We start from the raw sequence: 24,782 nt of genomic DNA, 5'->3' as shown, positions 1-24,782 counted from the left end.
TGCGGAGTCAGGAAGTTACTGGTTTTAACCCCGAATGCGTTTTGCGCGTCGACCGGGTAAAGGGAACAACTTGGCGGCGGTCAGGTAGAGGATATAGATATCCAAACGCAGCGATTTATTCTTGTGATAAATGTGGTCCAACGCGGCTTTCCGGGGAACACAACGACGTAGGTAAACGCCCTCTGACTCTTTCTGCGTTTCACACGCCGCCAGCATTTTTTCTTCATGGCTGTGGAAAACGATCGACGCGAGTCCGGTGATGCCGGGGCGGTCCGTCAAAACCTGCTTGTAGATGTTCGGGCGCGCTTGAACATAGCGTGGCTCGGGTGGGCGAGGACCAACGAAGCTCATTTCGCCTTTAAGCACATTCCAGACCTGTGGCAGCTCATCCAGACGATGGGCACGCAGAAATTTTCCCATAGGTGTTATGCGATCTTGTTTGTGACCCCCGGTAATACCGACATTTTCATGATCGGGCACAGTGCGCATGGTCCGTATTTTCAAAAGATCGAAGGTCTTGTCGAACGTGGTGTTCCGCTCCGAGCGGTAAATAAATGGTCGGCCGTCACGAATTGTCACGACCACATACAGAACAAGCAGCGTTGGGATGACAGGGATGCACAACATCAACGCCAGAACTATATCAAAAAGACGCTTCATCCCCAGTGCTTCCCGTTCGCTCTGTACGGTCTTCGAATACGTGACTTCAACCATCCCAACCATCCGGTCCAAATCCACGCCGACCAACAGCGCAGTATGAGACAAAGCCAGCCTTTTTTGCATCTTTTGGCGAATAAATATTGCGCAAATCCGCCATTCTTGGAGTTTCCATTCGCTTACACAACCGTTTCAGATCAAGGGCGCGAAATTCGTTCCATTCTGTCAAAATCACAACAGCATCCGCATTCTGAGCAGCCTTATACGCATCTTCGAACCAATGTGCACCCGGCAAAAGAGATTCGCCTTCGTTTAATCCCTGTGGGTCCACGACGCGCACTTTAGCGCCGCCGCCGATCAGCGCTGGAACAATCGTTAAACTGGGTGCATCGCGCATATCATCTGTGTTGGGTTTGAAAGTCACACCCAAAACTGCAATCGTTTTGCCCGAGACCGAGCCACCACACAGATCAGTAATCTTGTCGACCATCCGGCGTTTGGTTTCTTCATTGACGGTAATCACAGTCTCTGTGATTTGCATCGGCATTCCGGCTTCTTGGCCGATCCGCGCCAAGGCTTTGGTGTCTTTCGGAAAACAGCTTCCGCCATAGCCCGGTCCGGCATGTAGGAACTTGTTGCCAATTCGGCCGTCCAAACCAATGCCTTTCGACACCTGCTTGACGTCCGCCCCGACACGTTCGCACAAAGCTGCAATTTCGTTCACGAAGGTGATTTTGGTCGCTAAGAAAGCGTTCGCTGCATATTTGATCATCTCAGCGCTTTCCAGATCGGTCGTGACAATCGGAAAGTCCCTAAGAAAAAGCGGCCGATAAATCTCGGCCATGATGTCGGTGGCGCGATCGTTCTGGACGCCAACGATGACGCGGTCAGGTCGCATGAAATCGTCGATTGCCGCGCCCTCGCGCAGAAATTCCGGGTTCGAGGCGACGTCAAATTCAAGCTTCGGATGCGCCTTCTGGATCAGTTGTTTAACCTTGCGATTGGTTCCAACCGGTACTGTCGATTTTGTCACCACAACGGCATAATCTTCGAGCGAATCAGCGATCTCTTCCGCAGCGGCAAAAACAAAAGACAGGTCCGCATGGCCATCTCCGCGGCGAGTCGGCGTGCCAACAGCAATAAAAATCGCTTTCGCACCCTGCACGGCCTCTTTTAGGTTCTGGGTGAAGGAAAGTCGGCCTGCAGCGACGTTTTTCGCCATCAGTTCTTCAAGGCCGGGCTCGTAAATTGGTACGTGCCCCGCCTCCAGTTTTTTGATCTTGCTGGGATCTTTGTCGACACAGACGACGTCATGACCAAAATCTGAAAAGCACACGCCAGAGACCAGGCCCACATACCCGGTGCCGATCATCGCTATCTTCATTGGCTCGAAACCTCTTTTTTTAAATAATCTACGCCGAGATGATGCATCACGCAAACACTGTCAACGGACGGCGAACCTCCGCCCATCCTGACATCGCCCTATTCCCGTCATGCCTTTGCCATGGCAAGTTTGTACGCTTCGGGGTGAGACTGGATGTTTAGGACTGAAGCATGTTTGGGAATGTACTTAAAACACTAAGCGTCGCTGCGCTTCTATCGCTTGCCAACCCAACCAGCGCTGCGGCCACTTCTTGTTCTGTTGCAAAGGCTTCAGGTGCAGAAAAAGTAATTCCTGTCAAAGGGTTAAATCAGGGCCTGCTCGATAAAGCGGTTGTTGCGCGGGTGAATGCCGAACGGTGTCGACGCGGCCTTCCCGCTCTGACCACGGCGTCCGGTCTTCGAAAGCAGGCGGCACGACATTCACAGTGGATGGCTCGCAGTCAGAAACTCAGCCACAAAGCGAGTGGATCGTTCAATCGCTCGCTTACCGACCGCCTGCGGGCTTCTGGCGTGCGCTTTCGGACCGGAGCCGAGAACATCGGGTGGGTGCATTTGTATGGAATTGACGGAAATCGGTTCATGATTCGCTCGTCCGAACAATGCCACTTCACCACAAATGGAGGTCGCAGAATTGGCCGCCACAGCTATAACAGCCTTGCCAGCCTGATTGTTCGAAAATGGATGGAATCACCCGGACATAGAAAAAATATTCTTCGCAAAAACCTTCGCTATAGTGGCGTAGGCGCAGGCGTTCAGCCGGGTTCGAAGTACTGCGGTTCGGTTTTCCTTACCCATATCTTCGCTGGATAATGATGACTATTGCATCGCTGCCACAGGGCGGCAAAGTTCTGCGTTTAGGAGGTGTTGAATGCAAGAACAGACTTCCAATAGTGTTCGTGGTATGCAAAACAAACATGGACGGCTCGCTGAATTGGCGCTGCCCGCTAATTAATTATGGAGTATGAAACATGAAAAAAGTGATGACCCTTGCCGCTGCTGGCATGATCGCTCTGTCCGCACCTGCTTTCGCTGGCGCATACGGCGACGCAGTTGTGGAAGAAGAAGTAGTTGTAGTTGAAGAAGCTGGTAGCTCGCTGGGCAACACCGGTCTGGCTCTGCTGGGTCTGGCTGTTGTGGCTGGCATCATCGCTGCTTCGGACGACTCGACCGACACATCGAACTAATTTGATCGCTTCTAAGGAAGCGTTCAAACTGAAACGGCAAGTCCTCGGGGCTTGCCGTTTTTGTTTTCAGAGGTCATGATTCCACCATCGGATGAATTATCACCCGTCGGTGCGAAGGGCGCTCTGAATTGCAAAAAATTACGCCGATCATTTTGGCAGGCGGCGTTGGATCGCGTCTTTGGCCAATATCTCGCGAAAGCTACCCCAAGCAGTTTCTGAAAATCGATAATGCGCCAAGCCTGTTTCAACAAACTGTGCTTCGCTTTCACTCCCCAATTTTCGCGCGGCCAATCGTCGTAACCCACGAAAACTATCGCTTCCATATCGTCGAACAGATGGGGGAAATAGGCACCCTGCCCGAGCTCATTTTGCTCGAACCGTTTTCAAGAAACACTGCTGGTGCCGTCCTGGCTGCGGCCACAGAGCTCGCCAATCGCGACGCCAACGCACTTTGTATTGTCGCGCCGTCTGACCATCTACTTTCTGCTCCCGATGGGTTTCTTGCCGCCGTCAAGCAGGGCATTGCCGTCGCGAACTCCGGCAAGTTGGTGACGTTCGGCATCACCCCCGATCGGCCCGAGACTGGTTACGGCTATCTTGAAGTATGCGATGACAATCTGCCCGCCAATCAACCCGCGCCTGTTTTGTCTTTCACTGAAAAACCGAACCTCAAAGCCGCAACACATATGATGGCCAGCGGCAAGCACCTGTGGAATGCCGGAATTTTCATGTTTAGAAGCGCCGCCATCAAAGAGGCGTTTGCGCGTTATGCGCCAGAAATTGTCACCCATGTCTCCGCCGCGCTTGAACACAAGGAACGGGACCTTGGCTTCTCGCGTCTCGAAAAAAAGGCGTGGGAGATGCTTCCTGATATCTCGCTGGACTTCGCGATAATGGAGCGCGCGGACAATATCTACGCGGTGCCATATAAGGGTCACTGGTCCGATCTGGGAAGCTGGCAAGGGCTTTGGCGCGAAAAGGTAGTGTCGGATGACACCCAAACAGGTGTTGTGGCGATTGGGAATGCGCACAGCATCGACTGCGAAGGCAGCTTGCTTATGTCCGAAAGTCCCGAGCAAACAATTGTCGGCTTGGGGCTGCGCGATCTGGTTGCCGTGGCGATGAGGGATGCTGTGCTGGTGGCAGATCGCGGGCGCTCTAATGACATCGGCGCGGTGGTTGAGATGTTGCAAAGCAGGGGTACGCCTCAAGCCACTGTTCGGCCGCAAGACTTCAGGCCATGGGGCTGGTTCGAAGAACTGGTCTCTGGACCGGGGTTCAAAGTGAAGCTTATCACTGTGCACCCGCGGGGTGTTTTATCACTTCAGTCACACGAGTATCGCGCCGAACATTGGGTGGTGGTCGAGGGGGTTGCAAGCGTGACTATCGGGAACAATACAGTGGAGTTGTCGGCAAACCAGTCCGCATACGTGCCAACAGGTGAGGTTCACAGGTTGGAAAACAATGGCCAGACTGATGCCGTTCTTATCGAAGTCCAAACCGGCCCTTACTTGGGAGAGGATGATATTGTCCGATACGAGGACGCCTATTCGCGCAGTTAGTAAATAGTGCCAGCGCGGTTTACAGACGCAGATTCTGAATGGCCAGACTGCCGATCCGTTGACCAACCCATTGGCTGGACTTCAGGACGCGGCCGTTTCCATCAACCCAATAGACGTTGCTGAAAGCAATCTCGCCGCGCTTGCAGCTTTCCTTCATGATGACGGCATTCGCATTGATCGCGCCCAGTTTCACCTGCTCAGATTTGCCGCGTGTTAGCGAGCAGTCCAACACAAGACTTGTGCTTTGTCCCAAATTACCAAGATAGAAATGTTCGCGCTTGTAGGTGGCATTGCGGCGCGCAGTGATCGCAGACACAGCGGCATCAATACGTGATGCCATCAGGTCTTCGCCAAGACCACGCGTGTTTGCCAAAACCCCACGTTTGAAGGTCAGACCCTGACCAGGGGCGCTGCCCCAGGTGACGTAGTCGCCGTTCCGACCGACCGGACTGATTGCCAAGACCGCCTTGGTCTCGATGCGTACAACCAGCGCGATTGGCCCCTTTGTCGCTGCCAATGCCTTGCTCACAACGGCATTGGGATCGGTCGGCGCGGTCGTCTCTGCGGTTGGTGCAGTTTCTTTCGAGCCGCCCAGTTTTGCACCCAGCTGTTTGCCTGAGTTTTTCAAAAGACTGGCGGTAATCTTCGGCAGTTCAACAGCATCCGTGTCCGACCCGCATCCGCCAAGCACAAGCGAGGTGGCAAGAACGCAGCCGGCCACACGCATGGCTTGCTTAGTGAAACGATCTTTCACGCTCATCTCCAGAACTTGCCCCAACGGGACGCCAAAGCATCTCCGTGGCCTTCGTCCACCCATTCGAACAGGCGGCCATCCACTTCCAATCGCGCGCCACCGTCACGTGACAAAGACCGTAGCTCTGCGTTTGATGCCCCGCGTGAGGGCGTGCCGAATGCCCACTCGAACGGGATCGACAGGCGGATGCCTTTGTCAAATGACCCTTCGCCGAAATCCTCTGCCGAAACATTCGTCTTGGTCACAAAGCCGCCGATCTTCCACCCGTTGTCAAAGGTTCTGTCGATGGACAATGTGGCACCGTAATCACCAGCCAGATAGCGACCCACGTCAACTTGGCCGGTAAACCCGTTTCCAAAATCATAATACGCGGACACATGCCCGGTTACGACGCTGTAATCTTGGAAACTGAACAGCTGATCGAACGCGCGTTGCTTCACCCAAGCGACTTCAGCACCTATCGCGAGTTGGCTGTCGACCGGCTTCCAAAGCACCTCGGCCGAGACACCGCCAAACATGCTTTCAAGGTAACCAACGGTCACGCGGCTATAGAGGTTCTTGCCCGGACGGCCATACATGCTTGCGGTCAAATGAGAGATCGCAGGATCACCCTCCGCTGCATATCGCCCGGCCTGCGTCCGCACAGGCGGCAGTGCCGAGGAGCTGCCATTCGTATCTTCGTCCAAGTTGCCCCACAGGCTCTTCGAAATTGCCCCCGAAAGGAAAATGTTCGGGGCGACCTCATATGACCCGCTCAGCTTCAGTCCGAAATCTGCGCGGATGGGGCTGGTCGGGTCAAAGAAGCTCAAGCCCATATAGGGGGCCAAGGCCCAACGGAACCGACTGTCGGTGCGAACCATTTCAGAACTGCGCACCGCACGCGGTGTGGATTCATCAATAGACACGCGATCGAACATATCGATGGCCGGGGCGTGTTCCAAACGCTCAATATCGCTGCGCCGCATGGTGACAGTCGAAAGAGGTATCCCTTTGTCGACCAGCGTTATGACGAAAGTCTCGACCGAGGGCGGCATGGCATGAGTCAAAATCCGTGCAGTGCGCCCGATAGCCTGTGCTTGTGAATGGTATTTGCGGTTGTCGACTTCCAACTCGGCGCGGGTTGAGCCCAGCGCAAGGGATTGTAGCGTGATCCCTTCTTTGTGCAACGCATCACCCACAGCCTTGCGAATACCGGTTTCGTTGGTTGGATCAGATATCCAGCCAGTGCTCCATGCATCTGCATTGCTGCGCGAGGGTCTTGGTTTGACCGGCAATGGCGCCCGTTCGTTTCCGGAACGTGAAATGGGTTGGCGCGGGTTCAGTCGAATGACGACATTTGCCCCGATCGTATCACCTGCCAAATAGAAGGCGTTAACGTGAATGGCGGGAGAGACCTGATAGTCGACCGCGAAGTTAAACGGCGACTTATGTTCCATCACTCCAGCCGCGACTTCTTGCACATAAGCATCCGAGCTGTATTCAGCTTTCAGCGTCAGCTTGTCGTTAACTTTATAGGACACGCCGGCAAACGGCGCCAAGTCGCCTTTGAACCATTGGCTTGCATTCACGGTGCCGCCCTGGCCAAAATCCCATGGGGGCCGCGAACCGGTATTGCCGATAGGCTCGTAACTGCCTAGCCGCCCCCAGCCGATGCCGCCTGTGACACGCAGGCGTTCACCGATGGATTTGGTTGCAACAACATACTCGCCGGAATAAATGCCGGTGCCGATGAAATCGCGAATACCAACTGACACTGCCGGGAAATATTTACTTTCGTTTAGCACCCGATACCGGAGATCAAAACTACGGTCGAAGTAATCCCCAACCACGGGATGGAAATCGGCGATCTTGGCATAACGGAAACTGGCTGAAAGACGCGGGGTGATCTGAAAGCTCAACGTGCCGTTCGCATTCGGTCCGAATTGCGAATAGGTAAAAGCCAGCTCACTATCTGCTGCGGCTTCGGCTGTTGGCATCGCGATAAGACCGGGCGTGCCATAAATTGTATAGCTTGTTGTTAACGTGCCAACCTCTGCCGCTGCGGGCGTCGCCGCCGCTGCCAGACCAAGGGCTGCCAATTTACAAAAATCCACCCGAGAAATGCTCACTGCCATCTCCGTTCAACATCTTTTTTTGTTCAAATACGCGATCCTTGCGGACAAATCACGCAAAACCGTCACGGAACAACGGTTTGCAGTGGATTGTCGCGCAAATGCACGGATTGCTTCGCAAATCGTCTATCCTTTGTAACGCGACGTTACCAGCCTTAACAATTCCCGGTCGGGTATAGTTCAGAAAAGCCCTCTATATTCGGAGCCGATAATGAGCCTTTTCACACCTTCTGCTGCTTGGGTCAGCGACGAGCATCGCATGTTCGCCAATATGACAAACCGCTTCTTTGCCGATGAACTGACACCCAACATTGAGCGCTGGGTCGAACAAGGCATCGTCGATCGCGATTTTTGGCGTTTGGCCGGGCAAGCTGGCATCATGGGCGGCGCCATTCCCGAAGATTTTGGCGGCGCCGGTGCAGATATGGGTTTCGAAAGTATCGTCATTTATGAACAGACTCGGACAGGCGACTGCGGTTGGGGCTATGGGATCCAATCCATCGTGGTCCACTACATCACAGCGTACGGCACTGAAGAGCAAAAAGCCCGTTGGCTGCCCGGCCTTGCCTCAGGCGAGATTGTCGGCGCGATCGCCATGACCGAACCGGGCACCGGGTCCGACCTTCAGGCCGTCCGCACACGTGCCGAGAAAGATGGCAACCAATACAAGATCAACGGCTCGAAGATCTTTATCACCAATGGACAAGCTGCCGATCTGATCATCACAGTATGTAAAACGGACCCAGATGCCGGGTCGAAGGGCGTGTCCCTGATCGTGGTCGAACCGGAACACTGCGAAGGGTTCAAGCGCGGTCAGAACCTCAAGAAGCTCGGTATGAAAGCGAACGATACGTCGGAATTGTTCTATGAAGACGTAAAAGTTCCCCAAACCAACCTGCTTGGCTCGGAAGAGGGGCAAGGCTTCTATCAACTCATGAAACAACTTCCGTGGGAGCGGTTGTTGATCGCGATCCAGGCTTTGGGTGCGATCGATTTCGCGTTGGAACAAACCATCGCCTATACACAGGAACGCAAAGCCTTCGGCCAGCGGGTGATGGATTTCCAGAACACCCGTTTCAAATTGGCCGAATGCAAAACCAAAGCCGAAGTCTTGCGCAGCTTCGTCAATGATGGGATCGCGCGGTTGATCGACGGCACGTTGGATGCGCCCACCGCTTCGATGGCGAAGTATTGGGGCAGTGAGGTGCAGAACGAAGTCATGCACGAATGCCTGCAACTGTTCGGCGGCTATGGCTACATGATGGAATACCCCATCGCCCGACTGTACGCTGACGCGCGCGTCCAGATGATTTACGGCGGCACCAACGAGATCATGAAGGAACTGATCGCGCGGTCGATCGATGAGTAAGGCAGCGGCACGCGGCCCTCTGTGTGGCGTCAAAGTCATTGAAATTCAAGGTCTTGGCCCGACCCCCTTTGCCGCAATGTGGCTGGCGGATATGGGGGCAGACGTTGTGCGCATCCAGCGCCCAAACCTCAAACCGCTGATCCCACAGAACGTTGATGTCTTGAACCGGGGACGTGGTTTCGTCGAACTGGACCTGAAAGACAAAGCTGGTCGCGCCACCGCCCGCGCGCTGATCAGACGCGCCGATATGTTGATCGAAGGGATGCGACCCGGCGTGATGGAGCGCTTGGGCCTTGGCCCTGACGCGTTCCGTCAATCGAACCCAAGGTTGGTTTATGGGCGGATGACAGGATGGGGGCAATCCGGTCCACTGGCACACGCTGCCGGACATGACATCAACTATATCGCGATCACGGGCGCCCTGCACGCCATAGGGGGGCACCACCCAGTGCCGCCCCTGAACCTGCTCGGTGATTTTGGAGGCGGCGGCATGTATCTTGTCGCCGGAATGCTGGCCGCCCTTCACGCTGCGCGCGAAACAGGTCATGGATCGGTGGTCGACGCCGCTATCACTGACGGCACAGCGCATCTGATGGCAATGATCTATTCCATGCACGGATCAGGGATATGGGTCGACCAACGCGAGGCGAACCTGCTGGATGGTGGCGCACCCTTCTATACTGTTTATGAGTGCGCCTGCGGTGGCCACATGTCGGTTGGCGCATTGGAGCCCCAGTTTTACGCAGAACTGTTATCCCGGTTGGGATTGGAAAAAACGGATCTACCCGACCAGATGGATCTTGAGGGTTGGCCGAAGTTGCGCGCCGCTTTTGCTGCCGCTTTCATACACAAAACCCGAGATGAATGGGCAACCTTACTTGAAGGCACAGATGCCTGTTGCGCGCCTGTCTTGTCGTTAGAGGAGGCACCCAATCACCCGCACAACAAAGCGCGTAGTGCATTTACCAATATCCAAACCGTAATCCAGCCCGAAGCCGCTCCGAAACTGTCACCGTCGGCTGGACAAGCTGTTGCCGGGGATGAACAAAAGCCAGAAACAGCAAAAAACGTGCTGACGCGATGGTCTTAGACCGCGATCTGCATTGTCGAGATGAATGACGCTTCGGTTCAGCGCATTCGACCAAACCCATGTCATGGCACTGGCCCAGCGATCGCCACAAAGACTTCCCAGATTCCCAATTTGCCCCTTGCAAACCCTGCACGGGACCGCTAAATCCCCGCCTACCGCGCTCTGGTAGCTCAGCTGGATAGAGTACTTGACTACGAATCAAGGGGTCGGGGGTTCGAATCCTCCCCAGAGCGCCACTTTCCTTTTTGTCAGGCGACACATAGTACTTCCATTTGCGACAGAACCTTTCCTTTTTTGTGTCCCTGAACGCCACATCGCATTGCCTTTGGTTTCGAGTTTTCTGAGTTCCTTTTCGGAAAATCAGGGCTGATTTGCAGGTCAGACGGCGAAGCCGCCTGTTCCTGCTGATCTGCCACGTGGCGAACGCGGATGGGGGCGAGGCAATGCTATTCGACAAAAGTGGTGCGGCCCGCAGGCGCAGCCGAGGACACGGTTTTGTCTAATGGGGTTGCCCGAGGGGGAAGGCAGCGCCTTCCCCCTAACGTCTAATGGCGTTTGGCTTGTCCAAATCCCATTGGGTCAATATGAAGAATACTCCGCTCTTCGCTTAGCTTGTCGGGCGAGAACCGGAAGTTCACTGCGAATGCGATTGTTCTGGGCTGAAAGCGAAGCCGAAGCGATCCTGGGAGCGGTCCGTTTCCAGCTCAGGTGCCTTGAAAACCCAAGGCCATTAATGGAACGCTTAAAACCCATTCTGGACCGCGCTGACGCGCTTGGACCGGGGGATCCGGATTTCGACATGAAGGCCTATCTGGACGAAATGTGGGGGGATGACTAGGGCGGATCACGGCGCAGGCTGCGCCGAGCGATTCAACCCCAGGGCGGTTAACATAACACCCGTTCCGCGACGTTCCTGGTTTGTTGCGATCGGTAAATTCAAGCCACGGTTGTCCGGGGCGGTTTATAAGCCGACATTGAGCTGGGCGCGTCTGGAAGTCGGCTACGCGGGATTAGCTGCCTCTCGCGCTTGCAGCGTTCGCTGATGCAGAAAGTCTTCGCCCGCGCAGCAGAGATTGCTTTGCATTTCAGCTGAAGCCGCCGGACCGATCATTGCCTAAGACCAACCTGAACGAGGTATCAACCAATCTTTCTCTGCGGCGCTGCTCCGCCACGAGTTTTCTGCTGCGAGCGGCCATGTCTCACCCCGAGTTTCAGATAGCGCGGCGGCCTTTTGATGACGTTACAACCAGTTGCAAGGGCTTTAAACAGACCGTGAAAAAATTCAGTGTTCACGGCAAAAGCATACGCGGTTTAAAACTGCGCTCGCATTACCGCTACAAGCTCACTTCTGCTTGCATTATCTATTGATTGCCGTTGAGTTCCGATAGTTTTTTAGCCGCCAATCTAAGCGGCTCTAGAAACTCTTTCATATGATCAAGCGAGCAACGCATAACTGGCGCATGTGTAGATAGCGTGGCCAAAAGCCTACCGTTGGGACTTAGAATAGGCACACCAATTGCGATCATCCCAGTCATGAATTCTTGGTTGTCTGTCGAGTATCCCCTTTGGCGTGTTTTGGCTAATTCATCGCGCAGAGTTTCTGGCGATGTAATCGTGTGTTCGGTCAATTTCTCAAGAGGCCTGGCTGACAACACGCCCGTTAGTGTGTTCGAGCGCAGAGAAGATAGGTACAATTTCCCGCTTGCGGTACAATGGAATGGAACCTGTGTGCCTCGAGGTAGTTGAACTCTAATCGGCCATTTGGTTTCAACTCTGTCGAGATAGGTCATGCCTTCTCTGTCGGGAGTGGCCAGATTACAGGTTTCTCCAATTTCCTCGGTCAAGCCTTTCAGGATAGCAAGACGCGCTGTACGCACGCGCTCTGACGACATGGTATTGATCGCTAGAGCGCGTAATCTGTCACCCGGACCGTAGGAACGGCCATCAATGTCGCGTTGCAAGAATCCTTCGGCTTCTGCAGTCTGCAGAAGCCGATGAATTGTCGGTTTTGGAAGCTCTATCACATCAATAAGATCGACTGGCCTTACTGACACACCCCGTTTGACGACTTCTTCAATTATCATCAAAAGCCGAAGGTTGGTCGGGATTTGACTGTCTTTTGAAGAAGCCTGATCATTGGGCATTTACGACACCTATCTGTTAGGCAATAGGATCAACGCAAGCTCTGGAACCAGTGAAACAAGGACCCAAACGCTGATCAACGCTGCAAGGTAAGGAACCGTATAACGTAGCAATCGGAAGTAGGGAACACCTGTTACACCGGAAGCCACATAGAGGTTCAATCCATATGGGGGTGTAATAAACCCAATGGATGCACCAACAAGGAAGATTACTGAGAAGTGTATCGGGTCAATGCCAACCGATGCTGCAATTGGTGCAAGGATCGGTGCAAGGATGATTGTAACAGGCAAGCTTTCCAGAACCATGCCTGAGAAGAACACGATAACCATGGAGGTAAACAACACCGCGTAGTACCCTCCCATACCAGTTACAAAATCTCCGATGGTTTGCTGAGCGCCTAATAGGGATAGGATCTGTTGCATGACCACAGACACCGCGATCAGAGGTGCTAGGATGCCGCTGATCTGTGCAGAACGCACTACAATCGATGGGATTTGCGGAATGGTGAACCCTTCGACTACGAACATCTCGAGATAGCTCTTTTCGGTGGCGGGCTTTTCCCGATCCGTCCCAAGTATTTTGTTTAGTGGATAACTGATAAGCCCGGCGATAATGCAGAAACCAACGGTCACGCCCGCCGCTTCGGTTGGAGAGAACTTGCCAGTGTAGATCCCCCAAAGGACAAGACCGATGGCAAAGAAACCTAGCCATGCGCCAAAGGCGGTTTTCAAAACCCGGTTCAGCTGCAGAGGGATCAGGTAGCCCCAACCATTGATGCGACAAATGATCCAGCAGGCGAGTTGCATTCCGACAACCATCAACGTGCCGGGCAAAATACCCGCAACAAACAGATCCGAGATCGGCAGATTTAGCAAGAAACCATAGACGATAAAGATAATTGATGGCGGGATGATGATCCCGACGGTTCCGCCCGCTGCAGCTGTTGCCGCAGAAAATCGCTCATCGTACCCCCCTTTGACCATCTCGGGGTGCAGCATTGAGCCGATAGTGGCCGTTGTTGCAGAATTTGAACCTGATATGGCCGCAAACAACCCACATGCGCCAAGCGAAGCCATGGCAAGCCCACCTCGCAGCCACCCCAAACACGAATAGGCAAAGTCCGATAACCGACGCGCGATGCCAGATTGGTTGATCAGATCTCCGGTAAGAATGAACAGCGGCATCGCAAGCAGCGCAAAGCCTTTGTTAAACACGTTGAGCAACTCAGCCCCCATGTTATCGAGAGTCAAACCAAGCACGAAGGAGCAGCCAATTACCCAATAGGCAATGACCAGCAGAACCGGCACCCCTAACATGAACAGGCCAGTCACGCCCAGAGAAATCAGTGTTACAAGAGTTCCATCGGTCATCACACATCTCCTCCGATTACGGCTTGTTTTATCAGCGGCTCGCCGCTGCGAAAGTTTCTGATGTCTTCAAAAAAGTTTTCAAAAACACGTGAAGCCATCAGCACAAATGCCATGGGAGCGGTAATAAGAAACCACCACTGCATGATGTTGTCAGTTCCCAGAACGATCTGGAAATTAGAGGCTGACAGCGCTGTGACCCGAGCGGTTGTCACCAAAACGATGACAGAGAAGATGAACCACAGCACCGCATCCAAAGTCAGACAGGCCATCTGGCCAGCGCGCGGCATAACGGATCTGAATTCGGCAAAGCTCAAATGGGTCCTAAGACGCACGTTAAAGGCTGCGCCAAACCACGCCATAATCATGAACAACAAAGGAGGGATGGTTGTCGACCAAGGCTGTTGATTGGCAAATACAAACCTATCGATAACGCCCCAAAAAATGATAAACGCAATCGCAAGATAGCTGTATACCATGATCGTGCGTTCCAGATGACGATCAAGCCAAGGTACCTTTTTGTAGATCCACAAAACAAGCAGTCCACTTGCCACCGTAGCGAAAGCTCCGAAAAGCCAAGCAGCATCTGATTTCAGTGCGTTACGGATTTCGAAGCTATCCTGTGATGCAAATGCACTAAGGATTTCTCCGATCTCTGACCAGATTGCCATATTTTCCTCCCTGACGTGCCTGCCAGTTGATCTTGACTAAGACACAAATTGGTTGGCTGACGCACAAATCGGCGCCAGCCTCTGTAATGCAGCTTTGGTTACCCTTTCCACCAGCGGCGGGGTTCGACATTTTCAGGTTTCATATCTGCGGGAACCTGACGCGCGATGTCATAGATTTCCTGATAAGTGTCGATGCCACCGGCCCAGCCGTTCAGACGTTCGCGCCAATCTTCCCAAAGTTGTGGTTGGAACTCTGGCGAACACATCTCTTCTGCCATCTTGATCTGATCATCTGCCAGGAAAGCATTGCGGACGTTGTTTTCAGCAAAGATTGTACCAGGCAGTTGCGGATCAGAGTGACCAACTGTTTTTACAAGTGCTGCCTCGTTTGCTGCCTGCACGTGGGTTTGTGCCCAGTAGGACGATTCCATTACGGCATCTTGCAGATGACCATCAAGGCTATCGAATACCGAAGAGCTCATGGAGGTGTGCTCAGTGCCACATGTCTGACGTCAGCGCCTACCGGACAGATTTGAGGGTTTGAACAACGGAGGAATTCTGGTTCATCGAAGCTATTAAGGAGCGAAGATGAACAAGAAGTCCGGAACATCGAAGGATGCCGCTGACAAGCTGGTCAGGGGTATCAAACGTAAAACACGCAAACACTACTCAGCCGAAGAGAAGATCAGGATCGTCCTTGCTGGTCTACGTGGTGAGGAGAGCATCGCCGCGCTGTGCCGTCGCGAAGGGATTGCAGAGAGCCTGTATTACTCCTGGTCGAAGGAGTTCCTTGAAGCGGGCAAGAACCGGCTGGCGGGTGACACGGCGCGACAAGCGACATCTCCTGAAGTCAAAGACCTGCGGTCGGAATCTGCCGCTCTGAAAGAGGTGGTTGCTGAGCTGACGCTTGAGAACCGCCTGCTCAAAAAAAGCATGATCGGGGATGGGGAGTTCGACGAATGAGATACCCCGCCTCTGAGAAGCTTGAGATCATCCGTACGGTCGAGGCCTCGCATTTGCCGACCCGGCAGACCCTGAAGATGATCGGTATCCCCAGCAGCACCTACTACGATTGGTATGCGCGGTGGGTCGAAGGTGGCGTTGACGCACTGGCAGACCGCTCACACCGGCCAAGGTCGGTATGGAACCGCATCCCGGACACCATCCGCAAGGCCTTTGTCGACTTTGCACTTGACCACGAGGACCTAACGCCGCGTGAGTTGGCGGTCAAATACACCGATGAGAAACGGTATTTTGTCTCGGAATCTTCGGCCTATCGTATCCTCAAGGCCGAAGACCTTATCACGGCACCAGCCCATGTGGTGATCTGCGCCGCCGATGAGTTCCGTGACAAGACAACCAGACCGAACGAGCTGTGGCAGACCGACTTCACCTATCTCAAGGTCATCGGCTGGGGTTGGTTTTATCTCAGCACGATCCTGGACGATTACAGCAGATACATCATCGCCTGGAAGCTCTGCACCACCATGAAAGCGGCTGATGTCACCGACACGCTGGAACTGGCGTTGGATGCATCTGGCTGCAACAGCGCGAACGTCGTGCACAAGCCACGGCTGCTCAGTGATAATGGCTCATCCTATGTCGCCGCCGATCTGGCTAATTATCTCGAGGGTAAAGGCATGGCTCACGTTCGTGGTGCGCCGCACCATCCCCAAACCCAGGGCAAGATCGAGCGCTGGCACCAGACGATGAAGAATCGTGTTCTCTTGGAAAACTACTTCCTGCCCGGCGACTTGGAACGCCAGATCAGCGCCTTCGTCGATCACTACAACAACCACCGCTACCACGAGAGCCTGAAAAATCTGACGCCCGCCGATGTCTACCAAGGACGAGGCGCGAAGATCCTGAAGAGGAGAGAGGAGATCAAGAAACAGACAATCCAAAAACGCCGGTTGCAGCACCAAGCCGCGGCCGCCTAAACTCAAACAGAAACCGAACCAGAGCCTCCGTTACGAAAACGCCTCAGCATTCCGAAAAACTCTGACGACGGACAGAATGCGAAAAACCCAGTAATTCTAAACGGTGCTGGCGTTGTTTTGGGCGATGCGATCGACGATTCAATGGCCCTTGCCGAACGTCTGAGCGCTCCTGTCTGTGTGGGGTATCAGCACAACGATGCTTTCCCGGGTTCGCATCCGCTTTTTGCCGGCCCTCTGGGATATAACGGGTCGAAAGCTGCGATGGAGCTAATTTCGAAAGCAGACGTCGTGTTGGCCCTAGGTACTCGGCTTAGTCCATTTTCGACCCTTCCGGGTTATGGGATCGATTACTGGCCGCGTGACGCCAAGATCATTCAGGTTGATATCAATCCCGACCGCATCGGACTGACCAAAACCGTTTCTGTGGGCATCGTTGGAGATTCCAAGAAAGTGGCTCAGAGTATCTTGGCGCAACTTACCGATGGTGCGGGCGACGAAGGTCGCAAAGCGCGTGAAACAGCGATATCGGAAACGAAATCACGTTGGGCACAAGAGCTAACGTCGATGGATCACGAGGATGATGACCCAGGCACCACTTGGAACGAACGCGCGCGTGGGCGTGAACCACAAAAAATGAGCCCTCGTATGGCTTGGCGCGCTATTCAGTCGGCCTTGCCCAAAAATGCGATCATCTCGTCTGATATTGGTAACAACTGCGCGATCGGCAATGCGTACCCAACTTTCGAAGAAACTCGGAAATATCTGGCACCAGGCTTGTTCGGTCCTTGCGGATATGGATTTCCAGCAATCTGCGGTGCAAAAATTGCCTGCCCTGACACGCCTGTTGTTGGGTTTGCAGGTGATGGAGCATTCGGCATCTCGATGAATGAGATGGTTTCCATCAATCGTGATGATTGGCCTGCCATAACCATGGTGATCTTCCGTAATTACCAGTGGGGTGCTGAAAAGCGGAACACGACTTTGTGGTTTGAAGACAACTTTGTCGGAACCGAATTGTCGCAAGAAGTGAGCTATGCCGGGATCGCACGTGCCTGCGGTGTCGAAGGTATCGCAGTCACCACGATGGAAGAACTGACCGACGAGTTGAATAAGGCCGTCAAGCGCCAGATGGACGAGGGTAAAACCACATTCATCGAAATTCTTCTGAATCAAGAACTGGGAGAGCCCTTCCGCCGTGACGCAATGAAAAAACCCGTCAGCGTGGCAGGGATCAACGCAAGCGACATGCGAACCAATCACCGGTCAGCTTAAAAAAACGACTGCAGCCGGAGCTGGCCTACGCTCCTGTTGCGTCCACGCCTCCTCTTTCTTCCACCTTTTGAGAGAGGAGGCACTTTCTCCCACGAAGAGTTTCAAAATCATGTCGGAATACACGTTAACGGAGCGCTTTCCTCGCGCAGCGGAGTTTGCGCAGGAAAACTGGAAAGGTTTCCTCGTATCGATTGTTGTGGCCGCCGCCGCACAATTCCTTTCAGAGCATTACGGTGCTCCGGCAATGTTGATGGCCTTGCTGTTGGGTATTGCTTTCCACTTTCTTGCCGAAGAAGGAGCCTGCAAACCTGGTGTCGAATTCACCGCACGCACAGTATTGCGGATTGGCGTGGCGCTGCTTGGCGCGCGTATCTCTGTTGAGTTGATGATTGGCCTGGGGCCGCGACTGATTGCCGTTGTTATTTTGGGTGTGATCCTGACCATTCTGTTCGGAATTCTGTGCGCCCGTTTCTTGGGACGCGGATGGCGGTTTGGGTTGCTCACAGGCGGATCTGTTGCCATTTGCGGCGCGTCTGCTGCCATGGCTATTTCTGCCGTACTACCCAAAAATGCGTATTCCGGAGGATCCGCCCACTCATTCCGACAACATGCGCCCACCTATTCCGGGGTATCCGCCCACTTGTGACGCGTTGCCGTGAGGCAGTGGATTTCGGTTATCAGGTTTGAGGGTTTTCGTCATCCATTTTTGTGACGGTTTTTCGGAGGGACTGCCCCTCGAGTTCGAGGCGGTAAGCGTTGTGAACGATGCGGTCGAGGATGGCATCAGCGAAGGTTGGTTCGCCGATGACGTCATGCCAAGCCTTGATGGGTAATTGGCTGGTGATCATCGTTGAGCCGCGGCCGTAGCGTTCTTCCACGATCTCCATGAGATCCCGGCGTTGCGTGGCGGTCAGTCGGTCTGGGCCCCAGTCATCAAGGATGAGCAGCTGTGCTTTGGTGATGCTGCGGAACAGGCGGGGGAAGCGCCCGTCGCCATGGGCCAGTTCGAGTTCTTCGAAGAGACGCGGCATCCGCTTGTAGGCCACAGTGACACCGTCGCGACAGGCCGTTTGCGCCAATGCGCAGCCGAGCCAAGTTTTGCCAACACCACAGGGGCCGGTAATGATCAGATTGCGCTTGTCAGTGATCCATCTACCGGTGAGCAGGCTCTGGAACAGCGCCTTGTCGAGACCACGGCGCGCGCGGTAATCGACATCTTCCGGGCAGGCGCCGACGTGGCGCAGCCTGGCCGAGCGCATCCGGGCTTCAAACCGCTTGGTCTCACGGCTGGCGACCTCACGGTCAACCAGCAAGCCAAGCCATTCTGCGTGGCTGAAGTCTGCTGCAGCATCCTGCGCCTGCAGCTCGGCAAAAGCTTCGGCCATACCGTCCAGCCGCAGGGCCTTCAGATGATCGAGGGTTGGGTGATCAAGCATTGTGTTCCTTTCAATGGAAATAATCGGCGCCACGGATGTTGGGATGGGTGATGGCAGGCTCCTCCGTGGCGCGGGTGCGGGGCTTGCTCTCCAGCCCATTCTTGAGAATGGATTGGAGTGACGAGTAAGAACGGGCGTTGATCTCGAGCGCGCGGCGGCACGCCGCATCAAGGCGGGCGGCACCGAACTTGTCGGCCAGCCGGATGACGCCCAGACAGCTCCGGTAGCCCTGTTCGGGGTGCTTGCGTTCGCGCATCACAACCTCTGCGAAGGTGGCGACATTCGGCCCGACACGAGCGGCCCGTGCGATAATACGTTGTGGTGTCCAATCCTCGCGGAACTTGTGGTGCGCCGGCATGTGGTCGCGCTGTGTCGAATGTTTGCCGTTTCCAGAGGTGCGCATATGGGAAGCAACACGCTGTCCAACGTGAAAGACTTCGACCGTGCGGGCGGTGATGCGGGCCCACAGCTCTTTCTTCAGCAACTGATAGGGCACGGAGTAGTAATGTTTGTCGATTGCGACGTGGTAATCGAGCCCCGCGCGGCATTTCTTCCATTCCGCATACACGTAGGGAGCCGTCGGTAGCGGCTTCAGAGCGGGCTTATCCAACTGCTCGAACAGCTGCCTGCGGCTGGCCCCGAGATGTCGCGAGACTTTGTCGTTGAGCCGATCAAGCAACGGGCGAATGGCAGCGTTCACATCCCCGAGACTGAAGAACTGCCGATTGCGCAACCGCGCCAGAATCCAGCGCTCGACCAGCAAGACCGCCCCTTCGACCTTTGCCTTGTCCTTTGGTTTATGCGGCCGCGCGGGCACAACGGCTGTGTCGTAATGTGTGGCGAGATCCGCATAGGTTCGGTTGATCACAGGGTCGTAGAAGCACGCTTTGGTGACCCCGGCCTTCAGGTTGTCGGACACGACCTGCGCCGTCACACCACCAAGGAAGCCAAAGGCACGCACATGGCTCAAGATCCAATCCGGCAGCGATTGCGTCCAGGTCGCCTCCGCAAAGGTATAGCTTGAGGCCCCAAGCGTCGCGACGAACAGCTGTGCCGTGCGCACCTCCCCGGTCTCGGGGTCAATCACGTCGATGGTGTGCCCCGCGTAATCGACGAACAGCCGCTCGCCCGCCGGGTGACGCTGTCGCATCACAGGCGACAGCTTGCCCTCCCACCGCGTGTAAAGTTCGCAAAATCGGGAGTAGCCGTATCCCTCGGGGTGGTCGGCGCGATGTTCCTCCCACAAGAGTGACAGCGTCACACCCTTCCGACGCAACTCGCGGTGAATATACGACCAGTCAGGCTGCGTCTCTATCCGTTGGGTGTTCTGGTGAGCTCGGTGAAATAGGCATCGCTCAAGGTCCGTATCAGACATCTCCGCTGGCAGCGGCCAGCCCAGACCCAACTCAGTAGCGCGATCAAGGTAGCCCCGAAGGGTTGTCCGCCCAATCGCCAGGCTCGTTGCGATCTGGCGGGTTGATAGGCCCTCGGCTGAGAGCCGCAAAACATCTCGTATCTTCCGCATCGGCAATCTCTTCATCGGGCTTCCTTCATGCCAAAAAGACGAAGGGTAGCCGGTTACAGATTGCCTCGCAGCAGCACGTCACAGGGGTGGGCGAATACCCCGGAATCGGTGGGCGGATAAAATCGGAACGGGTGGGCGCATCAAATCGGAATAGGTGGGCGGATCACCCCGGAATACGCACCAAAAACGAGCACTCTGAACGCAACCTCATTTTCACCGTCTTATCAGTCACCGTATTGTCTACAATTGCGATGATCGTCTATCCGATCCTGACCGAGACATTCGATTTTAACGACGAAGTCTCGGGAGTATTTCTTGGCGGCACGATTCACGACGTTGCTCAAGTTGTCGGTGCAGGGTTTTCGGTGTCGGATGAGGCTGGAGAGGTCGCGACGCTGGTCAAACTGATCCGTGTTGCCATGCTGGCACCGGTGGTTTTGATCATTTCTATGTTGGTTCGCCGTCACGCAGAGGACGGTGGCACAGACGGCAAGCGCCCTCCAATTCTGCCCACCTTTGTTATTGGTTTTCTGATCTTTGCTGCCCTGAATTCTTTCGGTCTTATCCCAACGATTATCGTTGAAGCCATGTCGTCACTCAGCCGGTGGGCTTTGTTGATCTCAATCGCTGCGGTCGGCATGAAAACATCGCTCAAACGCATTCTTGAGGTTGGTGGGCAGGCGATTGCGCTGATTGTCGTCGAAACAGTTTTCATCGCCTTGTTTGTTTTGGCAGGCGTCGCCCTTCTGGGCCACTAAAAGGAAGTCTCATGAAGCCGTTAGAAATGCTTTTGAAGAACGCCGCCCGGTCACAAAAGAAAATTGTCCTGAGCGAAGGAAGTGATCCACGCGTTGTACAGGCCGCAATTGACGCACGAGAGCAAGGTATCGCGCGTATCATCTTGATTGGTCCACAGAAAGATATCCTCGATCAATATGCTGCTTTCGACGCCAAACCCGACGATGGCGTCGAGTTACACGACCCTGCCATATCTCCTCTCTCGGATGAGTTGGTTCAGGCCTATTTTGAACTCCGCAAGCACAAGGGCATTTCAATGGATGTCGCAGTGCGTGAAGCGCGCAAATCACAAGTCTTTGCCGCGCTTCTGGTCAAAACCGGTCATGCCGATGGGACCGTTGGCGGTGCTGTCGCGACCACTGCCGAGATAGTGCGAACAGCCATTCAGGTGATTGGGCCCCAACCAGGTTCGAAACTTATCTCGTCCTTCTTTCTGATGCTGTTTTGTCAAACCCACCACGTCAAGAAGGGCGCGCATATATTCGCAGATAGCGGTTTGGTGGTGGACCCATCGGCTGAAGAAATGGCGCAAATCGCTCTGGATTCAGCTGCGTCTTTCTCAACGCTTACTGGAGAGTGTCCGCGCGTAGCCATGTTGTCCTTCTCGACCCGGCAAAGTGCGCAACATGAAAAAGTATCTAAAGTTGTGGAAGCAACCAAGATAGCCAAAATGGTTGATCCAGAACTGCTGATTGACGGAGAGCTTCAATTTGATGCCGCGTTTGTCCCTGACGTTGCAGCATCTAAAGCCGGAGACTCCCCACTGGCCGGAGACGCGAACGTCTTTGTCTTTCCCAATTTGGAAAGCGGCAATATTGGTTACAAGATTGCACAGCGCATTGGCGGGGCAGTGGCCATTGGCCCAGTGCTTCAAGGACTAGAGAAGCCCGCCAATGATTTGTCGCGTGGCTGCAGTTCCGAAGATATCCTTCATATGATTGCCGTGACCGCCGCTCAGGCAGGAACGTAAGGTGTTCGAAGCCTTTCCGGGTGGCGAAGCAGCAATTGCGATCGCTTCAACGCCAAAACAATAGACGTGCTCATGATCTGCACGATCACTCTTGATCAAGAGCACAAGGCTATATTCGTACCAATCCGAAATGCTTTCACCACAACGCATCCCTACTAAAACGATGTGGAACTTCTCATTAGCCGCTTTTGCTTGCCGTGTTTATACGACGGGTTTTCTTTACCAACTCACCTACAGGAAGCTTGGCTTCTACAAGGCTTTCTATTTTTCTTCACACCGTGAAGCTTACGATGAACCAGAAGCTTTCCGTTTCTAATTACACTCTTCTGTTCCAATTACAATGACTTAAGACATGCGCGCCTGATTTGAGTGGCTGCATTGGTTTTTGCCGAACAGCATGAATTATCACTCCGAAGTAGCATGGATTTCGCTGCGAGCGCGCGCAGCAGAGTTTTGATAGGGTCAGCAATGGGCTCTCCCGACACTTTCGCCGCGCCGGTCATGAATGGCAAGTCCCAAATCACCCGCCGTTCGCTGCGTCGGCCACCATCTAGCATGGTGCGGACTCTTCAGACCTTCGCTGCGTCTGCGCCAATGACCGGTTTTGAAGATTGGCGCAGAGCGATCCAAGTCTAGTCGCGTCAGGCCGGTGCTTCCTTCGCTCCCGTCATGAATGCGACCGCGTCTGACATAGTGTAGTCCTTTGGGTCGATCACGCAGAGACGTTTGCCAAGACGGTGGACGTGGATGCGATCCGCGACTTCAAACACATGAGGCATATTGTGGCTGATCAGAATGATCGGGATGCCGCGAGATCGAACATCAAGGATGAGTTCCAACACACGACGAGATTCTTTAACACCAAGGGCCGCCGTAGGTTCATCCAAGATGATGACCTTTGATCCGAACGCCGCAGCACGGGCCACGGCCACACCTTGACGTTGGCCACCAGAAAGCGTCTCAACCGCTTGGTTGATGTTCTGGATCGTCATCAAGCCAAGTTCTGACAGCTTGTCGCGGGCAACCTGCTCCATCTTTGGGCGGTCCAACTGGCGCAGCCATTTTCCGCGAAAACCCGGTTTGCGGATTTCTCGCCCCATGAACATATTATCCGCGATGGACAAAGCGGGCGACATAGCAAGGGTCTGGTAAACCGTTTCGATCCCCTCCTTGCGGGCATCGATGGGGGACGCAAAGTTCACCTCTTTGCCTTCGAGGAACACTTCTCCTTCATCAGGGATAACAGCCCCGGAGACAGCCTTGATCAGGGATGATTTACCTGCCCCGTTGTCGCCAATCACCGCGAGGATTTCACCGGGGTAGAGATCGAAATCGCAGTGATCGAGTGCTGTGACCTTGCCATAACGCTTGACCAAGCCACGGCCTTTGAGGATGGGTTCAATCGACCCATTGGCGATGTTTTCCATCAAAGTCATGCTGAGACCTTTCTGATCCACTGATCTACTGCGACAGCACCAATGATAAGTGCGCCGATAAGAAGGAATGTCCATTGTGCGTCAGCACCTGCAAGGCGAAGACCAAGGGTGAAAACACCCACGATGAGGGCACCGAAGAGCGGCCCCATGATCGACCCACGCCCACCGAACAGCGAGATGCCGCCAATCACCACAGCCGTGATGCTTTCAATATTCAGGAGTTGGCCGGACGTCGGGCTAACGGAGCCGATGCGGCCAATCAGGGCCCAGCCCGCGATGGCGCAAATGAAGCCGGTGACGGCATAGACCGAAATCAAAGTGAATTTGACGTTTACACCAGAAAGCTGTGCTGCTTCGGGGTCATCGCCCACGGCGTATATGTGTCGCCCCCAAGCAGTATGTTTCAATGCATAAGCAAGGAAGGCAAAGATCAGGACCATTGCGATGACGCCAAAGGTGAATGTCGCACCGCCGCGCCCTGCCTCGTCCGCGCCAACTTTGAAAGTGGATCCGAGGAATTGAAGCAAGGGTGCATTTTGTTCGATGTCTTGACTGCGGATGGTCTCGTTAGCCGAGTAAAGAAAGTTTGCGGCCAGAACGATCTGCCACATGCCGAGCGTTACGATAAAGGGTGGCAGTTTCATCACCGCGACAAGCCAGCCATTGATCGACCCGATGAGTGTGCCAAAGGCCAGCCCAAGTGCGACAGAAACTTCGACGGGGACGCCGTAACGGAACGTAAACTGCCCCATGATGACGCTGGACAGGACGGCAATCGCCCCAACGCTGAGATCGATTCCAGCGGTGAGGATAACAAGGCTTTGAGCGGCGGCGACGATGCCGACGATCTGCACCTGTTGAAGGATCAATGTCAGCGCAAAGGGGGAGAGGAATCTCGACCCCAGCAAGAGAGCGAAAAGGGTAATAGAGACGAGAAGGACGAACAGCGGCACAAGTGCAGGGTTCACATGCAGGGCGTGTTGCAGCCTAGCAAGAAAGCCTTTGCGTTCGGCGAACGAAGCCACGGTGTCGGCTGCTGGTGGCTTGATGGCGGCTTCAAAATCGTCGGCGTTGCCAGACATTGTTCGATCCCCTTGTCTTGAATTGGATGTCAG

18 protein-coding genes, 1 tRNA gene and 4 pseudogenes are annotated in these 24,782 nt (G+C 54.4%); 11 read left to right on the top strand and 12 right to left on the bottom strand.

The window, feature by feature from the left end; translation table 11 throughout:
- Window positions 1–24: 24 nt before the first annotated feature.
- Both K3556_RS01365 and K3556_RS01360 read right to left on the bottom strand, forming a co-directional pair.
- Window positions 25–714 (bottom strand): sugar transferase, encoded by a 690-nt coding sequence (locus tag K3556_RS01365; RefSeq protein ID WP_260517943.1) that lies wholly within the window; start codon window positions 712–714, stop codon window positions 25–27.
- Entirely contained in the window at window positions 707–2,041 is a 1,335-nt protein-coding gene (locus tag K3556_RS01360) for a UDP-glucose dehydrogenase family protein (protein ID WP_260517942.1), read from the bottom strand. Before K3556_RS01360 ends, K3556_RS01365 begins: the two co-directional genes overlap by 8 nt.
- A gap of 170 nt (window positions 2,042–2,211) precedes the next feature.
- Between K3556_RS01360 and K3556_RS01355 the strand changes: the two genes are divergently transcribed.
- The 3 genes from K3556_RS01355 (at window position 2,212) to K3556_RS01345 (ending at window position 4,786) form a co-directional block, all read left to right on the top strand.
- Window positions 2,212–2,850, top strand: a complete 639-nt coding sequence (locus tag K3556_RS01355; RefSeq protein WP_260517941.1) for a CAP domain-containing protein — start codon at window positions 2,212–2,214, stop codon at window positions 2,848–2,850.
- 158 nt (window positions 2,851–3,008) lie between these two features.
- Complete coding sequence (locus K3556_RS01350) at window positions 3,009–3,224, top strand: hypothetical protein (protein ID WP_247038358.1); 216 nt, start codon at window positions 3,009–3,011, stop codon at window positions 3,222–3,224.
- Window positions 3,225–3,352: 128 nt separating this feature from the next.
- Window positions 3,353–4,786, top strand: coding sequence for a mannose-1-phosphate guanylyltransferase/mannose-6-phosphate isomerase (locus tag K3556_RS01345; protein ID WP_260517940.1), 1,434 nt, complete (start codon window positions 3,353–3,355; stop codon window positions 4,784–4,786).
- Between the two features lie 19 nt (window positions 4,787–4,805).
- Here K3556_RS01345 and K3556_RS01340 read toward each other — a convergent pair whose 3' ends face one another.
- Together K3556_RS01340 and K3556_RS01335 are read right to left on the bottom strand one after the other, a co-directional pair.
- Window positions 4,806–5,540, bottom strand: coding sequence for a YjbF family lipoprotein (locus K3556_RS01340; RefSeq protein ID WP_260517939.1), 735 nt, complete (start codon window positions 5,538–5,540; stop codon window positions 4,806–4,808).
- A 2-nt stretch (window positions 5,541–5,542) separates the two neighbouring features.
- Window positions 5,543–7,654, bottom strand: a complete 2,112-nt coding sequence (locus K3556_RS01335; protein WP_260517938.1) for a YjbH domain-containing protein — start codon at window positions 7,652–7,654, stop codon at window positions 5,543–5,545.
- Window positions 7,655–7,862: 208 nt separating this feature from the next.
- Between K3556_RS01335 and K3556_RS01330 the strand changes: the two genes are divergently transcribed.
- The 3 genes from K3556_RS01330 to K3556_RS01320 all read left to right on the top strand — a co-directional run bounded on the left by K3556_RS01330 (window position 7,863) and on the right by K3556_RS01320 (window position 10,346).
- Window positions 7,863–9,020: an acyl-CoA dehydrogenase family protein gene (locus K3556_RS01330; protein ID WP_260517937.1), complete on the top strand. Its 1,158-nt coding sequence runs from the start codon at window positions 7,863–7,865 to the stop codon at window positions 9,018–9,020.
- On the top strand, window positions 9,013–10,110 hold the full coding sequence (locus tag K3556_RS01325) for a CaiB/BaiF CoA transferase family protein (RefSeq protein ID WP_260517936.1): 1,098 nt from the start codon (window positions 9,013–9,015) through the stop codon (window positions 10,108–10,110). The genes K3556_RS01330 and K3556_RS01325 overlap by 8 nt, the downstream gene beginning before the upstream one ends.
- A 159-nt stretch (window positions 10,111–10,269) precedes the next feature.
- Window positions 10,270–10,346: transfer RNA gene (locus K3556_RS01320), tRNA-Arg, on the top strand.
- Window positions 10,347–11,471: 1,125 nt separating this feature from the next.
- Here K3556_RS01320 and K3556_RS01315 read toward each other — a convergent pair.
- The 4 genes and pseudogenes from K3556_RS01315 to K3556_RS01300 all read right to left on the bottom strand — a co-directional run.
- Window positions 11,472–12,254 carry an IclR family transcriptional regulator gene (locus K3556_RS01315; RefSeq protein ID WP_260517935.1) on the bottom strand — a complete coding sequence of 261 codons (783 nt, stop codon included), beginning with the start codon at window positions 12,252–12,254 and terminating at the stop codon, window positions 11,472–11,474.
- Between the two features lie 9 nt (window positions 12,255–12,263).
- Entirely contained in the window at window positions 12,264–13,622 is a 1,359-nt protein-coding gene (locus K3556_RS01310; RefSeq protein ID WP_260517934.1) for a TRAP transporter large permease, read from the bottom strand.
- On the bottom strand, window positions 13,622–14,290 hold the full coding sequence (locus K3556_RS01305) for a TRAP transporter small permease (protein ID WP_260517933.1): 669 nt from the start codon (window positions 14,288–14,290) through the stop codon (window positions 13,622–13,624). Before K3556_RS01305 ends, K3556_RS01310 begins: the two co-directional genes overlap by 1 nt.
- A 98-nt stretch (window positions 14,291–14,388) precedes the next feature.
- Window positions 14,389–14,793, bottom strand: a pseudogene (locus K3556_RS01300) (TRAP transporter substrate-binding protein DctP); the annotation flags it as partial.
- Window positions 14,794–14,878: 85 nt separating this feature from the next.
- Between K3556_RS01300 and K3556_RS01295 the strand changes: the two are divergent.
- The 3 genes and pseudogenes from K3556_RS01295 to K3556_RS01285 all read left to right on the top strand — a co-directional run.
- Window positions 14,879–16,230, top strand: a protein-coding gene (locus K3556_RS01295) for an IS3 family transposase (RefSeq protein WP_260517520.1) whose coding sequence is annotated in 2 segments (ribosomal slippage) — window positions 14,879–15,215 and window positions 15,215–16,230 — 1,353 coding nt in all. Because the reading frame shifts where the segments join, the coding sequence is not laid out codon by codon here.
- A 75-nt stretch (window positions 16,231–16,305) separates the two neighbouring features.
- Window positions 16,306–17,502 (top strand): annotated as a pseudogene (locus tag K3556_RS01290) (sulfoacetaldehyde acetyltransferase); the annotation flags it as partial.
- Window positions 17,503–17,611: 109 nt separating this feature from the next.
- A pseudogene (locus tag K3556_RS01285) lies at window positions 17,612–18,082 on the top strand (YeiH family protein); the annotation flags it as partial.
- A 97-nt stretch (window positions 18,083–18,179) separates the two neighbouring features.
- Here the strand turns inward: K3556_RS01285 and istB are convergent.
- On the bottom strand, window positions 18,180–18,938 hold the full coding sequence (gene istB, locus K3556_RS01280; protein ID WP_260517932.1) for an IS21-like element helper ATPase IstB: 759 nt from the start codon (window positions 18,936–18,938) through the stop codon (window positions 18,180–18,182).
- Window positions 18,939–18,948: 10 nt separating this feature from the next.
- Window positions 18,949–20,478, bottom strand: coding sequence for an IS21 family transposase (istA, locus tag K3556_RS01275; protein WP_260517931.1), 1,530 nt, complete (start codon window positions 20,476–20,478; stop codon window positions 18,949–18,951).
- Between the two features lie 167 nt (window positions 20,479–20,645).
- On the opposite strand from istA, the pseudogene K3556_RS01270 reads away from it, so the two are divergent.
- Window positions 20,646–21,221, top strand: a pseudogene (locus K3556_RS01270) (YeiH family protein); the annotation flags it as partial.
- An 11-nt stretch (window positions 21,222–21,232) separates the two neighbouring features.
- On the top strand, window positions 21,233–22,231 hold the full coding sequence (gene pta, locus K3556_RS01265) for a phosphate acetyltransferase (protein ID WP_260517930.1): 999 nt from the start codon (window positions 21,233–21,235) through the stop codon (window positions 22,229–22,231).
- Window positions 22,232–22,872: 641 nt separating this feature from the next.
- On the opposite strand, the gene K3556_RS01260 is transcribed toward pta, so the two are convergent.
- Together K3556_RS01260 and K3556_RS01255 are read right to left on the bottom strand one after the other, a co-directional pair.
- Entirely contained in the window at window positions 22,873–23,667 is a 795-nt protein-coding gene (locus K3556_RS01260; RefSeq protein WP_260517929.1) for an ATP-binding cassette domain-containing protein, read from the bottom strand.
- The gene (locus K3556_RS01255) at window positions 23,664–24,749 is read right to left on the bottom strand and encodes an ABC transporter permease (protein WP_260517928.1); all 1,086 of its coding nucleotides are present in this window, start codon (window positions 24,747–24,749) and stop codon (window positions 23,664–23,666) included. Before K3556_RS01255 ends, K3556_RS01260 begins: the two co-directional genes overlap by 4 nt.
- Window positions 24,750–24,782: the final 33 nt, after the last annotated feature.

The sequence above is a fragment of the Aliiroseovarius sp. M344 genome (assembly GCF_025140835.1).
Taxonomy (GTDB): Bacteria; Pseudomonadota; Alphaproteobacteria; order Rhodobacterales; family Rhodobacteraceae; genus Aliiroseovarius.
Note: the sequence above shows the minus strand (reverse complement) of the source record. Positions and strands in the feature narration are given on the sequence as shown.

What these genes read in the sequence shown, in the direction of transcription:
- K3556_RS01365 (WP_260517943.1), bottom strand. Translation starts at nt 714, where the DNA reads ATGGTTGAAGTCACGTATTCGAAGACCGTACAGAGCGAACGGGAAGCA.
- K3556_RS01360 (WP_260517942.1), bottom strand. Translation starts at nt 2,041, where the DNA reads ATGAAGATAGCGATGATCGGCACCGGGTATGTGGGCCTGGTCTCTGGC.
- K3556_RS01355 (WP_260517941.1), top strand. Translation starts at nt 2,212, where the DNA reads ATGTTTGGGAATGTACTTAAAACACTAAGCGTCGCTGCGCTTCTATCG.
- K3556_RS01350 (WP_247038358.1), top strand. Translation starts at nt 3,009, where the DNA reads ATGAAAAAAGTGATGACCCTTGCCGCTGCTGGCATGATCGCTCTGTCC.
- K3556_RS01335 (WP_260517938.1), bottom strand. Translation starts at nt 7,654, where the DNA reads ATGGCAGTGAGCATTTCTCGGGTGGATTTTTGTAAATTGGCAGCCCTT.
- K3556_RS01330 (WP_260517937.1), top strand. Translation starts at nt 7,863, where the DNA reads ATGAGCCTTTTCACACCTTCTGCTGCTTGGGTCAGCGACGAGCATCGC.
- K3556_RS01325 (WP_260517936.1), top strand. Translation starts at nt 9,013, where the DNA reads ATGAGTAAGGCAGCGGCACGCGGCCCTCTGTGTGGCGTCAAAGTCATT.
- K3556_RS01315 (WP_260517935.1), bottom strand. Translation starts at nt 12,254, where the DNA reads ATGCCCAATGATCAGGCTTCTTCAAAAGACAGTCAAATCCCGACCAAC.
- K3556_RS01310 (WP_260517934.1), bottom strand. Translation starts at nt 13,622, where the DNA reads ATGACCGATGGAACTCTTGTAACACTGATTTCTCTGGGCGTGACTGGC.
- K3556_RS01305 (WP_260517933.1), bottom strand. Translation starts at nt 14,290, where the DNA reads ATGGCAATCTGGTCAGAGATCGGAGAAATCCTTAGTGCATTTGCATCA.
- istB (WP_260517932.1), bottom strand. Translation starts at nt 18,938, where the DNA reads ATGCTTGATCACCCAACCCTCGATCATCTGAAGGCCCTGCGGCTGGAC.
- istA (WP_260517931.1), bottom strand. Translation starts at nt 20,478, where the DNA reads ATGAAGAGATTGCCGATGCGGAAGATACGAGATGTTTTGCGGCTCTCA.
- pta (WP_260517930.1), top strand. Translation starts at nt 21,233, where the DNA reads ATGAAGCCGTTAGAAATGCTTTTGAAGAACGCCGCCCGGTCACAAAAG.
- K3556_RS01260 (WP_260517929.1), bottom strand. Translation starts at nt 23,667, where the DNA reads ATGACTTTGATGGAAAACATCGCCAATGGGTCGATTGAACCCATCCTC.
- K3556_RS01255 (WP_260517928.1), bottom strand. Translation starts at nt 24,749, where the DNA reads ATGTCTGGCAACGCCGACGATTTTGAAGCCGCCATCAAGCCACCAGCA.